This window comes from Clostridium sp. (assembly GCF_050717515.1).
GTDB lineage: Bacteria > Bacillota > Clostridia > Clostridiales > Clostridiaceae > Clostridium_AD.
In genome coordinates this window covers 1-13,788 of the sequence record NZ_JBOITL010000021.1, presented here as the reverse complement: position 1 = coordinate 13,788, position 13,788 = coordinate 1, and the positions used below count along the sequence as shown (strand labels likewise).

The window sequence follows — 13,788 nt, the reverse complement described above, 5'->3', positions numbered from 1 at the left end:
CGCAAAATAAATATTTAAATCAGGCTTAATGGTGGGGATTATATTATAAAGATCTGTAATAGTGAAGTATTTTTTCAATAATAGAAAATAAAGGAGAATTAATATGATTAGAGATTATAAACAAGCTGATATTGATGAAATTGTTAGGATATATACACTAGAATACAAGGCAATGCCAGAAGAAATTGAAACTTTAAAGAAGGCATCTAAAATTTTGGTATATGATGATAAAGGCATTCAAGGATTTATTCATTTAATGATAAGTGGGAGTTCTTGCTCTATTGAAATGGGTACAGCAAGTGATGACCAAATACTTACTGTCGGCTTAAAACTTTGGGAAGAAGCAAAAAAGATTTTTATTAAAAAGTCGATAAGTCTTATCGAAACCTTTCACGTAAAGGATAATCTAAAATGGCTGCAGTTATTTAATACAATTGGATTTGAATATTGGTTTTCTGTATATCGCTTTTCTTATAAAGGAGCTAAATTTGAGGAACCAAATATTTCTCCAGTAAAATATGAAGATAAATATCACGAGGATAAGTTTAGGCTTGAGAGTGAAGCCTTTGCAGTATTAAGAGAGCAAAATGATATTAAGCCCTTTAATTGCTATCTAAGTTACAGTAAAGAGGCCTTAGAAAATAACAGAATGAGAACATTGAAAAACAAAGAATACATCCATTTATTTTTTGAAAATGATGAAATGTTAGGAGCATCAATGGTTAAAGATGCTGAGGTAGAATTATTATTCGTAAATATTAAGTACCAAGGAAAAGGCTATGGTAAAAGGATATTAGAATTTGCAGTAAATAAAGGTTTAGAACAAAATGGAGTGGAGGTAAACCTAACTGCATTGGCAAATAATGAAACGGCACTAGAGTTATATAAAAAAACTGGTTTTAAAGTTGTACAAGCACAAGATTGTAGAAGACTAATTATAAAATAATATATTTAAACTTTTTTATATGGAAATATTCATATATTGTTTAGCAACAAGAGCAGAAATGCTCTTGTCTTATTTTTTATAACAGTATCATAAACGGTCGTTTTTGGAACTAAAAGAGTTAGATACTTTTTTAGTTCTTATTTTTATACTTTTTAGCGCCAAAACTATTACCAAAAACAAAGTTTCAAAATTGACTATCATCTAACGTTTTTGGTACTATTTAAGTGAGGTGATAGCATGAAAATAGGTTATGCTAGGGTAAGTACTGTAGAACAAAACTTAGATAGGCAACTAGATATACTAAAACAGATTAGTTGCGACAGAATTTATGAAGAAAAGGTGTCTGGTATAAAAAAGGACCGTTCAGTGAGCAGCAAACAACATTAAAACCTAAAGAAATAATGACAGCTACTGCCGGATATAGTGATATTGTATTTGGGCTATTTGGATTACTTGCGTATCAATTTAGTCCACGTATTGCGGATATAGGAAAGACCACATTTTGGAGACTCGATACTACTGCTGATTATGGCGTACTAAATAAACTTGCAAAAGGTAAATATTTATAATAGTGCATTACGACACTTTATTAAATAATTTCTCTTGATCTAGCAATGCCTTTTCCTTTTCAAACTCTTTTAGTGCTGCAATTTGCTTTCCTTCTTTTGGAGTTTGTACAGCTGTAGCTTCAAGTTTTATTTTTAGAATATCCACTTTCATAAAGGAAGATGTTTTTTCTTTTTTATAAAATTTTTATCATCCTAGATTTACATTTAAGGAATAAAAGCCTTTTTATTAAATGTAAGACGGAAACAATCAGTTGAAAGACAAAGAGATGGTCAATGGATTAAAATAGGTGGTAGCCATGGCTTTGTAAATGTAGGTATTGATACTGTAGGCTCTGAAGCTACAAAATTACCTTTAATTGGTGGATGGAATCATTAATAAAATAGAAAAGGAAGACAAGATATTCCCTTGTATTCCTTTTTTTGCTATAATAGGCTAAGAATATATTTAATTTAAAGGAGTGATCTTATGAAAAAATTTCTAATACCTATTATTGCCTTTATTTTGCTTTTTATAGGATGTAAAAATGCTAACAACAATGTTCAAAACATAAAAAATGAAGCTGTTACAACAATACATGATGCCAATAAAAATACTAAAAATGATTCAAAAACAGAAGAAAAAGTTTTTTATACAGAAGATAGTATTATTAAATTTAAAGATAAAGAAATTGAACAAAGTATTAAACAAGCTTTGAATATAACTGATAACAATTATAAATTGACATTCAAAGACTTGCTAAGTATTACGAAACGTTTAGGAGAAAGCTTCAGAGTTGAAACAACAAATGAAAATTGGTTTGAAGATTTTGATAAAATATTACTATGTAAAAACGCAGATGACTTGCAATTAATAACACCTTCTTTTGATAAAGTAGATTTGACAAAGTTGAAAGAACTAACAAAATTACGTGTGCTTTTTTTAACTAAAAAAAATTCTACAGGCTCTATCAATACAAATTTTTTACCTAAAATGAAAAATTTAAAATATCTAACCCTTAATAATTTTAACTTGAATAATGCCAATTACGAAGATTTAAAGAATCTTAATAATCTTCAATCTCTATCTTTTATTAAATGTAAAAATATATCTATTGAAAAAATAAGTGAATTGAAATCATTACGCTTATTAGCGTTTGATACAATAGATTTATCTAAAAATAATTTGTCTCCATTGTCAAAATTAGAAAAGCTTGATTTTCTTTGTTTAGTTGACTGTAATCTTCAAGACTTTAATGTTCCTGTTAATACAATAAGATATCTTCAACTTGACAATAATAAAATTAAAAAAATAGATTTATCTAATTATGCTAATTTAAACACCTTACAGGCTAAAAACAATGAAATCTCTACTATATTAGCACCTAAAAAGAATAATGTAATTTACTTTATTGATTTGCCTGATAATAAATTAACTGATATAAATTTTATAAAAAACCTTGATGGACTAATAGATTTGCGTGTTAAAGGAAATGACATAAAGGACTTATCTCCTTTAAAAAACAGAAAAAATATTGACTTTAGAAACTAAAAACATTATTTTTTCTAAAGATTATTATTGGATGCTGAAATTGGGCTTATGGCAATTCTTCATACTTGGTATCAGAATCTTATGAATCCTCATACCATTATTTTTTTCATAGGAGGGAGCATGTATTTCTGCTTCGCTGTGAAATTCTTTGTTTGTAAAATGAGAGTAGTAATATTCTTTTATCAGCATTAAGTCATCTTTATATTTTTGCACATCCATTGCACATACCCGCATGAACAATAATCTATCTATTGATACCACCGATATGAGATCATATGCGATTGCATCAGCTTTATAGAAATAAAATCCTTTGAAATTTCTTACTATCATGAATCGTAAGTCATAAAAAGCATAATTAACAGATAAAAATATGTTTTCATTGACCATATCATATCATGTATTTTATTGAAAAATAAAGTGTTTTTTTATATTTTGCATATTTAATGGAAAATATTTCAAAATAACAAAATGTTGCCGTCTGCCTTGGTCGGTAACTATTTTTTATAGCAATATGTAAAATTATGACTTATAATGTATATATAGGTTGGCAGTTTCTCCATTACAGAAAAATTCAGGAATGACTTTAAAAATTGGAAGGAGATATATAATGATAGTACTGATAATGATTTAAAGGAATGTTATTAAGGGAAACGTAGATGAAATTTGTAAAAGCTAATATACCAAGAAGGTTTCTTTTTGAAATGATGAAATTCTAAGAATGAGTGAGATATCGGGAGTAATTTATAATATAGAGAGGAAGGTTTATTATGGATAATAAGCATGTAAAAATTTATGGAAAGGTAACCGCCTTTGATAATACACCACTTCCTGGAGCAATTGTAAGACTAATAAGCAATAAATTTGAAGATCTTTATATTGCATATACGGATGATAATGGTAAATACGAATTGGAAATAGAGAAAGGATTATATTATACATTTTATGCTTGTAAAGATTATAAAATAAACTATCTTGAATATTGGGCTTGGAATGTACCTATTTTTAATGATATGAAATTAGATGCGCGAATCGATGGATTAGAGGTATATGCTTTAAATGCATTCCGCGTTCAAGGTGCGTATCCATCTATTTCTTTATATTTTAGGCCGATGAGCTTAAAAAAAGGAAAAGAACTTGAAGAATTAGAGTATTGGGATTCTAAAACAAAAACTGATAAAAAATTTATTAAAATATTTGATATATGTCCAGAGCTATCAAAGAAAGATATTGAAGTGCAGATAGAGGGAGAAAAAGTTGAAGTGTTTGAAGTTAATAAGATTTTAGAATACTGTGGAAAGGCTGATTGTGGTAAAAATCAATATATGTATTCATATTTAATTCAAATTGGTTTGCCTGAAAATTATAGAAATAAAAAATATGAATATAAAAAAATTCATATTACTTTGGCTGATAGAAAAACTGGGGAAAAAGGAGAGGGAAGTGTATTTTGGAAAGAGGAAAAGCCAATGTAAATAATTTCGAATAAAAGTGTAAGCGGAGTAGAACACCCCATTAAAGTTCACTTTGGTAAGTTAGGGTCAATCCAATGGAGGAGCCAAAGCACATTCTTTCGCCTAGCACGGCTTAAGAACGTCTTTAATGGAAAAAGTTCTACGTATTCTGCTTTGCATAAATAATTTATGGGAATAGAAAAGTTGCTTTGCTCGTAAACTTGCTATATCAGGCGGAAGAAAAATGAAAAACGGTATACTGGTTGGAGGAAATATAGAAGAACAAATTATAGGTTCAAATATAGATACTGCATTTATTGTAAGTGGTCTAGATGATAATTTTAATATAGGACGTATTGAAAGATATATTACCTTAGTTCGTAGTAGTTGAGCAACACCTGTTATACTCTTAAATAAATGTGACCTTTGTAATAATGTATCTGATTATATAGAAAAAACAGATATCATTGCTAAGGGTATAGCTGTTTACTCCATAAGTGTATTAGATAATATCAATATGGGTATCTTTGATAAATTTTTATGTTGTAATGAGACAATAGTATTTCTTGGTTCCTCTGGAGTAGGCAAGTCTACTGTCATTAATTATCTTTTGGGTGGTGAAATACTAAAAACAAATACTATAAGTAGCTCTAATGGAAAAGGTAGGCACACACTATAGATTTTGATGATGCAATGGATCATTGGTATGCACTGGATATTCAAATATCAATAGACAATATCACTGAGGATATGCAAGGAGAACAAGTAGAACCTGCAATAAATCAATTTATTAAAGGCTACCGCTGCGAGTATACTGTTTCCAACGATATGCTTAAATTATTACCGATCTTCAGAAGATATGATAATTTATCTAGTTATGTACGTTTGCTTCTCTCTATAAAAGAAAAATGGAATAATGAGCCTGCATGGATGGTAGACTTAAGAATTCACTTAGAGAATTCATTAAATAATAAAAAATGTATATTTACAAAGTCAATTTAATTAGTAAGGTTTTATAAGGAGGTGGTTTTACATGTCATTTACAGATGAAGATTTTTTACGCATTGCTATTGAGTTGGCTCAAAAATCACGTAAAAAAGGCGAGGATCCATTTGGTGCCGTATTGGTATGTAATGGAGAAATCATGCATAAAGCTCATGATCAAAGCATTATCAATTGTGACCCAACATCTCATGCGGAGTTGAGTGTTATTAGTGAATATTGTAGATTATCTAATAATTTTTCACTTGAAGGATATACCCTTTATACAAGTACAGAACCATGCGTTATGTGTGCTGGGGCAATAAAATGGGCGAGGATATCTAAAATTGTTTATAGTGTGTCTCAATGCATGCTCCAAAAGTTAAGTGGAGGACGTCCAAAACCTTGCTGTGATAATATTTTAAATACAGGAAAAAAGAAAATAAAAGTAGTTGGTCCACTTATCCCAGAAGAAGGTGTTCAGGTTTTTCAAAATTATAAATTTATATCAAAAGAAGAACGAATTAAAAAACATTAAATTAGTATATATTTAAAATATTTTATATAAATATATAAGTATATAAGTATAATAGTATTAATTTATAAAAAATAGCTTTAACAAAATTAAATCAATACCGTTCACCTTGTGTGGACGGTATTTTTCATATAATTATGAGCTAGTATATTACTAATAATTACATATTAAATTAATAATGGATGAGAATACATAAATCAATACACATAAAATTAAAGTAATGGTATAATATGTTTATAGTATGGCGATCACTAATATAGGAACAAACGTTCTTGCGTTATAGAAAGAAGGTATTGTCATGACAGTAAATATATCAAAACATGAAAATGAATTAGTTGTATCATTCGATTATTCACAAGAAAGAATAGCTAAAGTTAAAAGTATAAAAGGTCATAAATGGAATGCAAATGATTGCATAAAAGTTTTTGGATTGATTTTATTGAAACGTAATCGTAATTTTCTATGAATTATTAGGAAAAGAGGGGGTACAAAGTTAATGAGCAACCAAAGTGAAACAAATAAAAAAGCATGGTCATATAAAGCCTATGAATTTTGGATGAATGAATTGGGCTTACCCAGTGATGTTGCTAAAGATATGATAAAACAACCTGAAAAACACTTGCGAAGACATCTTGAATATCTTGGTGATGTAAAAGGAAAGAGAATTGCTAATTTGCTTGGTTCTTGTGGTAAAAAGGCAGTTCCATTATCAATACTTGGTGCTGATGTCACTATTGTAGATATTTCTGAAGATAATAGGAAATATGCAATAGAAGTTGCTAAAAGTGCAGGTGTAAATTTAACATATATCGTATCAGACTTTTTAGAATTAAATATTGATGAAATGTATAATAATTTCGACATTGTTTACATGGAAGGCGGAATACTACATTACTTTTCAGATTTAAATGAGTTTTCAAAAAAAATATATGATTTACTAAAAATAGGGGGTAAATTGGTTTTAAATGATTTTCATCCTATTAGAAAAATATTTAAAGTTCGTGATATTTTTGTTGTAAGTGACGACGCCCTGGAACTTACAGGTGATTACTTTGAAAATACATTACAAATTGGTGAGGTAGCACATGAAAAGTTTTTTCCAGAGAAGGAACAGATTGAGTTCCCTAAGTGCCTATTAAGATATTGGACTATGGGTGAAATTATTAGTTCTTTTGCTTCAGCTGGGTTTATTATTGATACACTTGTTGAAGGACCGAGATTTGACTCCTATAAAAATATTCCAGGTGAATTTACATTGGTTGCTTCAAAGCTGAAAATTGAAAGATGAAAGTTTTTAAATTCGCTTCTATTGAGATGCAAATATAAGATTAAGCAATCAAAAATAACACCCTTATCAACTGGAGTTAAAAGAGAGATTTTTTGTAGTACTTATGGTTAAAACGATATAAATTTAAGGAGATATAAGAAATGTATGAAGAATATTAAAAGTATGTAAAAGACTATTTTGCGGTACATGGAGATGTACCACCTAATCCTCTAATGGCATTTAGGTCTAAATATCAGCATACTATACGTGTACTTGGTTGGGCTAAAAGACTAGCAGAAGGACGGAAAGATGTTGATACAGATGCCTTATATATAGCAGTGATTTTTCATGATATAGGATATGCTGAAGGTAAAGAATTTCATGCTGAACGAGGAGCAAAATTGTTTTATCAATATGGTATAAAAACTAAAATGGATTTAACTTTTATCAAAAAGGTAAAAAACTTAATATTTCTTCATTCTTCCAAGGAATTATTAAAGGAAAAGAATATACCAATAGAATTAATAATTCTTATTGAAGCTGATTTACTTGATGAAGAAGGAGCATTAAGAATGGTATGGTATTCTTTAGATAAAGGGATTAGTGGAGCGCAGAGTTATGATGATGTTTATCAACATATAGTTATGGGAAATAATAAGCGTTTAGTTAATCCTATGGTAACTGAAAAAGCAAAATATTATTGGAATGAGAAGCAAAAACTTGTTGAAACATTTACGAAGCAACTGGAGGATGATATTACAGTTAATATGTAGTGCTAAAATAAGTTTGCAACTTTCATATAGTGTGGAGTGAATTCAGAGATTTCTAAATAGGATTATCTTAAAGTATAGTGGCTAAAACTATATATAACAATGTGTTCAAGTTCGCTTTGCATGAGAAGACTGCAAAGCACACCAAGAAGAAATTAAAAATTTAAAATATATGGAGGGGAGAGAACTTTTATTTGAAATTATTATGAGAGGGTGAATGGATTGTTTCTTGTTCAAATGTCTGGTTTGCCTGGTTCTGGAAAATCAACCATTGCAAAAGCAATAGCTAAAAATACAGGTGCAATTGTTATAGATCTTGATATTGTAAAATCGTCAATACTAGAATCTTTTAAAGGGGATATTGACTTCAAATTAGCAGGTAAAGTATCGTATGATATTTTGTTTTCACTTGCTGATTACTATTTATCACAAGAACGCAATGTCATTATTGACACACCTTGTGGCTATACTGAATTATTGGAAAGAGGAAATTCATTATGCAGTAAATATAACGCAAACTATAAATACGTTGAAGCATATATTCTTAACTTAGAAGAAATTAATCAACGGCTAAAAAATCGAGAGAGACATATTAGTCAAATATTTCAAGTTGATTCCGAAATAACAAACAATGATGATTATAGAAAACTAATTAATATCATGAAGCGACCCAATAATATCAAATATTTGACTGTAGATACCTCACAGCCTCTAGAAAGTTATCTTGAAAAAGTTGTCAATTATCTGTTTATCTAAATCATAGGACTATATACTTGTTAAAACAGCTAGTTATATAAAATAAAAATGTGAAGATTAAATACTGAGGAATATTCGTTTGTTATTAAATCTTTGATTAGGTTTATAAATTCAAAGCAATAGTGGAACTCAAATGCAGAATGTAATTTTAACAATAACTATAATTATATAACGTGATGTGACATTTCAGGTCTATCTGAAACTTTCTTACGCAGTTAGTGATTTTTAGCTATTCAAATATAAAAGATAAGTCATATCACGACTTAATATAAATGTTTTAATAAAATAGTATATGCAGTACTCATTTTTTAAAAAGAAGATGAGATTAAAGATATATGTTTAAAAAGGTTATGTTTACAAGAATTCTTAAATAAGGGTGGAAAACTTATACAAAAAAAACAACTTGATTATGATATGGAGATGTATGCAGGAGTACATCTAACATTTTTAAATACATTACTGAGGGATAAAGATGATTTAATTAAAAGATATTTAAATAAAGAATTAACTTAAGGGTATTAGTTTAATGAAAAAGGAGCTAGAAACGTTATACGTAATTTGAAATGAAAAAATGAGTGTACCTAATTTATTTAATTTAACCTGATCTAATTATTTATATAAAGGAAGGAAAGTGAAGAACATGATTGATTACAATAAAATTATAAAAGAAAACTCTATCTTAGAATCAAATAGATTAATTTTAAGACCATTTTCTATCGAGGATGTAGATGATGTACTCTTATATACCAGTGATGATATTGTAACAAAATATTTAACATGGCCATCATATAAGGATAAATCTAAAGCTGAGGAAGTAGTAAAAAAATATTATATAGATAAAATAGGAGTTTTTGCAATTGAATTAATATCAGAACATAAATGTATTGGATGTATTGATTTAAACCTATGCATTGAACATAATAAAGCAAGTTTTGGGTATGTATTGAATAGAAAGTGTTGGAACAATAATTACATGTCAGAGGCATTAAGTTTAATATTAGATCTTTCATTTTCAAAATTAGAATTGAATCGGATTGAAGCTACACATTATGTAGGAAATTAAGCGTCTGGGCGTGTTATGCAGAAGTGTGGAATGAAATATGAAGGAACAGGGTTACAGGAGGTAAATGTAAAAGATACTTTCTATGATGTTGTTCATTATGCAATTTTAAGAGAAAATTGGATTAACTTAACACAAGTTCAAAACTTAAAAATTGAAATTACAAACTAAGAATTTGTTTTGTATCTTTCTTATATTTACCGTAATTATTATGTAGTATGAATTATATTCAAAGGTAATCGGAGTAAGGGTTGCTCAAAGTGTAGTGGCAAAAACGACCTATAACAAAATGTTGACGTCCGCATTGGCTGGTGGACTATTTTTATATAGCAATGTGTAAATTTATGACTTATAATCTATATATAGGTTAGTGATTAAACCAGCGCCAAGGCATGATGAAAATTGGGTTACCTATCTATTGGATGATTGTGATATTACATTGTGTAATAGAAAGGTTTCATCTTATATAAATACGTTGGCAAAAGCAGGATTTGATGTAGAACAGATGGTTGAGGAGTTTTTTGATTATTTTGTGATACTCAATTGTGATAAAGTGTTAAGTATGGATTATTTGAACACTGTGGAAGGTGGATGATAAATATGGATAAGTACTATCAGTTCAATCAAAATAAAATTGAAAATATAATTGACCGTTTTGGTAAAGATTTTTATGAAAAAGTTTTAAGAGATATTAAAACATATGCTGATAAATGGGCTTTGTCCTCTTTTCAATTTATTCCTTCATATTCAGCAAATTTAGTTTTTAAATGCTATTCAGAAAACCTGGGAAGCGTAGTGCTTAAAATAGGTAATCCTTCTTTCAGAGAGGTTATTACAGAATTCAACACTTTGAAGGAATATAATGGCAGAAGATTTTGTAGAATTTTTGATGCTGATATTGAAAGCGGCGTCATACTTGAAGAATGTGTGCAGCCAGGGAATACTTTAAGGGATGAAAATTCGCTTGATAAGAGACTATCCGTATTTTCATCCCTATATAAAGGCTTACATATAACGCCCATTAAAGCAGATATATATCCAACTTACATAGAGTGGGTATGTAGGATAACAGAATACATGAGTAAGAGACAAGATTGTAAAGAATTATATTTATATATGAAAAAAGCAAGAGATATATGCTTATCGGTTTCTAATGTATATTCACAAAAGATGTTACTTCATGGAGACTTTCATCATGATAATATTTTACTTGGCTATGATGGAGAGTATAAAATAATTGATCCTAAAGGGGTGATAGGCGACCCTGTATTTGATGTTCCACGTTTTATATTAAATGAATTTGGTGACGAAATAACTACAGAATTATATAAGAAAATAAACGATATAATATGTATCTTAGAAAAAAAACTTAATATTCCAAAGTACATATTAAAGCAATGTCTTTATGTGGAAACTGCAATGGGAGTGTGTTGGTGCATAGAAGACGGTTCAACGCCTGAGGAATTTGAGAAATTTATAAAAACTGTTGCTTTCGCAGATGCAATTATGAATACTTGATTGCTTATTTATACTTTTTGAAAATACACAGTATAATAGGAGGTCAAGTTAGTTTCTAATTTTCTTAAAGTACTAAACTACTTAAAGTTATTTAGAATAGGCTTTTCTTAAAGTGTAACTGCAAAAACTACATATAACAAAATGTTCAGGTGTGATTTGCATGAAAAGACTGCAAATCACACCTGCGGTCGCTCTAGGCTTCTCGGGTCTTGAACACGAAGCTTTATGTCAAATCCATTTAAGTGCGTGATGTAGGGAGGATAATATGCATACATATAAAACCATTATTTTTGATTTAGATGGAACCTTATTCAAAACGGATACAGTTTTTATAGATGCGATTTACCAAGTTTGTATCTCAAGTGAGGAAGAAATACAGTTCATAAGAAAAGAACTTAGAACAATCGAGGATAAGCTCATTAATGTATCAGCGCAGCTATATGAAGATGTTAAGAATATGTTGGATAACCTAAAAAAAGAGGGTTATATATTATGTATTTGTACTAATGGTAGTAATCACTATGTAAATAATATACTTAAGACTTTTGGAATAAGTAATTATTTTACAATTATAAAGTCTAGGAGAGAAGGGCTAACAAAAGGTCAGCTTATTAAGCAGATATTAGATGAAAGTGCATGTTGTAGTGCTATTGTTGTTGGGGATACGGCTATAGATTTTAAAAGTGCGGATGATACAAGTTGCTTATCTATTGGTGTTTCCTATGGTTATGGGGGAAATGCCTATAAAAATGTAGATTTCATAGCTGATAAGCCTGTCGATATTTATAATATTATAAAAAAAATCAATGGATTCTATCAAGATATAGCTATGCAAATTCTTGATAGAAAACAAAAGAACATGCCTCTTGTTGTAGGAATAAATGGAGTAGACACTTCGGGCAAAACAACGTTTACCAAGGAGTTTGATAGATATCTTTCTAATTAGATACATATATTGACACTTGGATAGCAACGAAGGCTCAAAAGTTATAAATTACTTAATATTATTAATATAAACATATAAGTTTGGAGAACAAGAGTTATTTATAAAAATAGTGTGAGAGTTGATTGGACTTCATATAACAATGCATTCAAGTTCGCTTTGGATTGAAAAGACAGCCAAAGCACATTCCTTCACCAAGCCATGTCTGGCTAAGGTTCAGTAACGTCTTGAATGGAAAATGTTAAGCAACATTTGGTTATAGATATAAATATAAAATGTATATAAAAATAGTAATTCGTGGGGGTATAAAATGAGTATAAAAAAAATATCAACAGTTATTTTTGATGCTGGGGGAGTACTTTTATATATTAAACGTAAGAGAAACGATATAGCTAAAAATTTGTTATTATCAATGGGGTATGAGATTGAAACCATAAATAGAGCTCTTAAAGTAGGACTCGCGTTTGATGACAAGTATTTTAGTAATCAAACATGGATTTATAACTGGAAAGAAGAAAAGGACTGGTTATTAGGTCATTATAAAGCTATAGCAAAATCAGTAGATGAGCATAGTGATTATTTAGGAGATAAACTATTTATGCTAACATTTGATACTAATGAATATGCTCTTTATCCAGAGGTTATAGATATATTGGAAACTCTAAAAGAAAATTATGAACTGGGTATTATTTCCAATGCGTTGCCGAGTTTAGACTGGTCATTTGATACTTTAAAAATCCGAAAATATTTTAAGAATATAATCATATCAGCATATGAAGGAGTAGATAAGCCCGATAAAGCCATTTATGTATCTGGTGTAAGAAAATTAGGCTGTAAATTTGAAGAATGTATATTCATTGATGATAAAATTGAAAATGTAGAGGCAGCCGAAAGCTTAGGGATGAAAGGCTTTTATCTTGATAGAAAGAAGGACACATTGAAAGCATTGCTGGATATACTGAGCAATGAATTTAACGTCGCTTAACAAAAGACTCCCATTATGGAAGGTAGATAATAAATACTATCGGTTCAATGAAAATATAATTGACCGTTTTGGTAAAGGTTTTTATGAAAAAGTTTTAAGAGATATTAAAACTTATGCTGATAAATGGGCTTTGTCCTCTTTTCAATTCATTCCTTCATATTCAGCAAATTTAGTTTTTAAATGTTATTCAGAAAACCGCCAAAACACACTCTTCCGCCAAGTGCGGTCGCGCTAGGATTCAAGAACGTAAGGAGTTAGCGACGTCATACGTAATTCAGAATAAAAAAAATGATTACTCATAAGTTACTTGACATGGTTTTATTAAGACTCAGTTGTATATTATGATGGAATAAAGATTATTTATAGTGCGCCAAGAAAGCTTGGCATCTACTTGTAGGGTGAAAGTCCCTATTGAGGAAGGTCTAACCAACCACTCATATCGAGTGTTGCGTTGAAGCTGGTAACAGCAATACGAAGCG

Annotated in this window: 20 protein-coding genes and 1 pseudogene; 19 read left to right on the top strand and 2 right to left on the bottom strand. The window is 29.4% G+C overall.

Annotated features, from left to right (window positions below; all coding sequences use genetic code 11):
* Nucleotides 1-103 precede the first annotated feature (103 nt).
* The 3 genes and pseudogenes from ACREV6_RS06105 to ACREV6_RS06095 all read left to right on the top strand — a co-directional run.
* A complete protein-coding gene (locus ACREV6_RS06105) occupies nt 104-946 on the top strand; it encodes a GNAT family N-acetyltransferase (RefSeq protein WP_431577120.1) in 843 nt (280 codons plus the stop codon).
* Nucleotides 947-1,183: 237 nt separating this feature from the next.
* Nucleotides 1,184-1,333, top strand: coding sequence for a recombinase family protein (locus ACREV6_RS06100; RefSeq protein WP_431577119.1), 150 nt, complete (start codon nt 1,184-1,186; stop codon nt 1,331-1,333).
* A pseudogene (locus ACREV6_RS06095) lies at nt 1,315-1,503 on the top strand (Tn3 family transposase); the annotation flags it as partial. The gene ACREV6_RS06100 and the pseudogene ACREV6_RS06095, both read left to right, overlap by 19 nt.
* 19 nt (nt 1,504-1,522) lie before the next feature.
* Here ACREV6_RS06095 and ACREV6_RS06090 read toward each other — a convergent pair.
* The gene (locus ACREV6_RS06090) at nt 1,523-1,666 is read right to left on the bottom strand and encodes a hypothetical protein (protein ID WP_431577118.1); all 144 of its coding nucleotides are present in this window, start codon (nt 1,664-1,666) and stop codon (nt 1,523-1,525) included.
* 315 nt (nt 1,667-1,981) lie between these two features.
* On the opposite strand from ACREV6_RS06090, the gene ACREV6_RS06085 reads away from it, so the two are divergent.
* The gene (locus ACREV6_RS06085) at nt 1,982-3,043 is read left to right on the top strand and encodes a leucine-rich repeat domain-containing protein (RefSeq protein WP_431577117.1); all 1,062 of its coding nucleotides are present in this window, start codon (nt 1,982-1,984) and stop codon (nt 3,041-3,043) included.
* A gap of 24 nt (nt 3,044-3,067) precedes the next feature.
* Here the strand turns inward: ACREV6_RS06085 and ACREV6_RS06080 are convergent, their stop codons facing one another.
* Nucleotides 3,068-3,373 carry a hypothetical protein gene (locus ACREV6_RS06080; RefSeq protein ID WP_431577116.1) on the bottom strand — a complete coding sequence of 102 codons (306 nt, stop codon included), beginning with the start codon at nt 3,371-3,373 and terminating at the stop codon, nt 3,068-3,070.
* Between the two features lie 437 nt (nt 3,374-3,810).
* Between ACREV6_RS06080 and ACREV6_RS06075 the strand changes: the two genes are divergently transcribed.
* The 15 genes from ACREV6_RS06075 to ACREV6_RS06005 all read left to right on the top strand — a co-directional run bounded on the left by ACREV6_RS06075 (nt 3,811) and on the right by ACREV6_RS06005 (nt 13,309).
* Complete coding sequence (locus tag ACREV6_RS06075) at nt 3,811-4,515, top strand: carboxypeptidase-like regulatory domain-containing protein (RefSeq protein WP_431577115.1); 705 nt, start codon at nt 3,811-3,813, stop codon at nt 4,513-4,515.
* A 223-nt stretch (nt 4,516-4,738) separates the two neighbouring features.
* Nucleotides 4,739-4,885, top strand: coding sequence for a hypothetical protein (locus ACREV6_RS06070; RefSeq protein ID WP_431577114.1), 147 nt, complete (start codon nt 4,739-4,741; stop codon nt 4,883-4,885).
* A 12-nt stretch (nt 4,886-4,897) separates the two neighbouring features.
* A complete protein-coding gene (gene rsgA / locus ACREV6_RS06065; RefSeq protein WP_431577289.1) occupies nt 4,898-5,173 on the top strand; it encodes a GTPase RsgA in 276 nt (91 codons plus the stop codon).
* Nucleotides 5,174-5,187: 14 nt separating this feature from the next.
* A complete protein-coding gene (locus ACREV6_RS06060; RefSeq protein ID WP_431577113.1) occupies nt 5,188-5,496 on the top strand; it encodes a hypothetical protein in 309 nt (102 codons plus the stop codon).
* Between the two features lie 31 nt (nt 5,497-5,527).
* The gene (locus tag ACREV6_RS06055) at nt 5,528-6,013 is read left to right on the top strand and encodes a nucleoside deaminase (RefSeq protein ID WP_431577112.1); all 486 of its coding nucleotides are present in this window, start codon (nt 5,528-5,530) and stop codon (nt 6,011-6,013) included.
* 295 nt (nt 6,014-6,308) lie between these two features.
* Nucleotides 6,309-6,476: a hypothetical protein gene (locus ACREV6_RS06050; RefSeq protein ID WP_431577111.1), complete on the top strand. Its 168-nt coding sequence runs from the start codon at nt 6,309-6,311 to the stop codon at nt 6,474-6,476.
* Nucleotides 6,477-6,506: 30 nt separating this feature from the next.
* A complete protein-coding gene (locus ACREV6_RS06045; RefSeq protein WP_431577110.1) occupies nt 6,507-7,298 on the top strand; it encodes a class I SAM-dependent methyltransferase in 792 nt (263 codons plus the stop codon).
* 212 nt (nt 7,299-7,510) lie between these two features.
* Nucleotides 7,511-8,050: an HD domain-containing protein gene (locus ACREV6_RS06040; protein ID WP_431577109.1), complete on the top strand. Its 540-nt coding sequence runs from the start codon at nt 7,511-7,513 to the stop codon at nt 8,048-8,050.
* 210 nt (nt 8,051-8,260) lie between these two features.
* Entirely contained in the window at nt 8,261-8,803 is a 543-nt protein-coding gene (locus tag ACREV6_RS06035; protein ID WP_431577108.1) for a P-loop nucleotide/nucleoside kinase family protein, read from the top strand.
* A 640-nt stretch (nt 8,804-9,443) separates the two neighbouring features.
* Complete coding sequence (locus ACREV6_RS06030; RefSeq protein WP_431577288.1) at nt 9,444-9,866, top strand: GNAT family N-acetyltransferase; 423 nt, start codon at nt 9,444-9,446, stop codon at nt 9,864-9,866.
* A gap of 15 nt (nt 9,867-9,881) precedes the next feature.
* Nucleotides 9,882-10,034 carry a GNAT family N-acetyltransferase gene (locus ACREV6_RS06025; protein WP_431577107.1) on the top strand — a complete coding sequence of 51 codons (153 nt, stop codon included), beginning with the start codon at nt 9,882-9,884 and terminating at the stop codon, nt 10,032-10,034.
* A gap of 199 nt (nt 10,035-10,233) precedes the next feature.
* A complete protein-coding gene (locus tag ACREV6_RS06020) occupies nt 10,234-10,458 on the top strand; it encodes a hypothetical protein (protein WP_431577106.1) in 225 nt (74 codons plus the stop codon).
* Between the two features lie 5 nt (nt 10,459-10,463).
* The gene (locus ACREV6_RS06015) at nt 10,464-11,381 is read left to right on the top strand and encodes an aminoglycoside phosphotransferase family protein (protein ID WP_431577105.1); all 918 of its coding nucleotides are present in this window, start codon (nt 10,464-10,466) and stop codon (nt 11,379-11,381) included.
* 265 nt (nt 11,382-11,646) lie between these two features.
* Entirely contained in the window at nt 11,647-12,327 is a 681-nt protein-coding gene (locus ACREV6_RS06010; RefSeq protein ID WP_431577104.1) for an HAD family hydrolase, read from the top strand.
* Between the two features lie 307 nt (nt 12,328-12,634).
* Nucleotides 12,635-13,309 (top strand): HAD-IA family hydrolase, encoded by a 675-nt coding sequence (locus tag ACREV6_RS06005; protein WP_431577103.1) that lies wholly within the window; start codon nt 12,635-12,637, stop codon nt 13,307-13,309.
* The last annotated feature ends 479 nt before the right edge of the window (nt 13,310-13,788 follow it).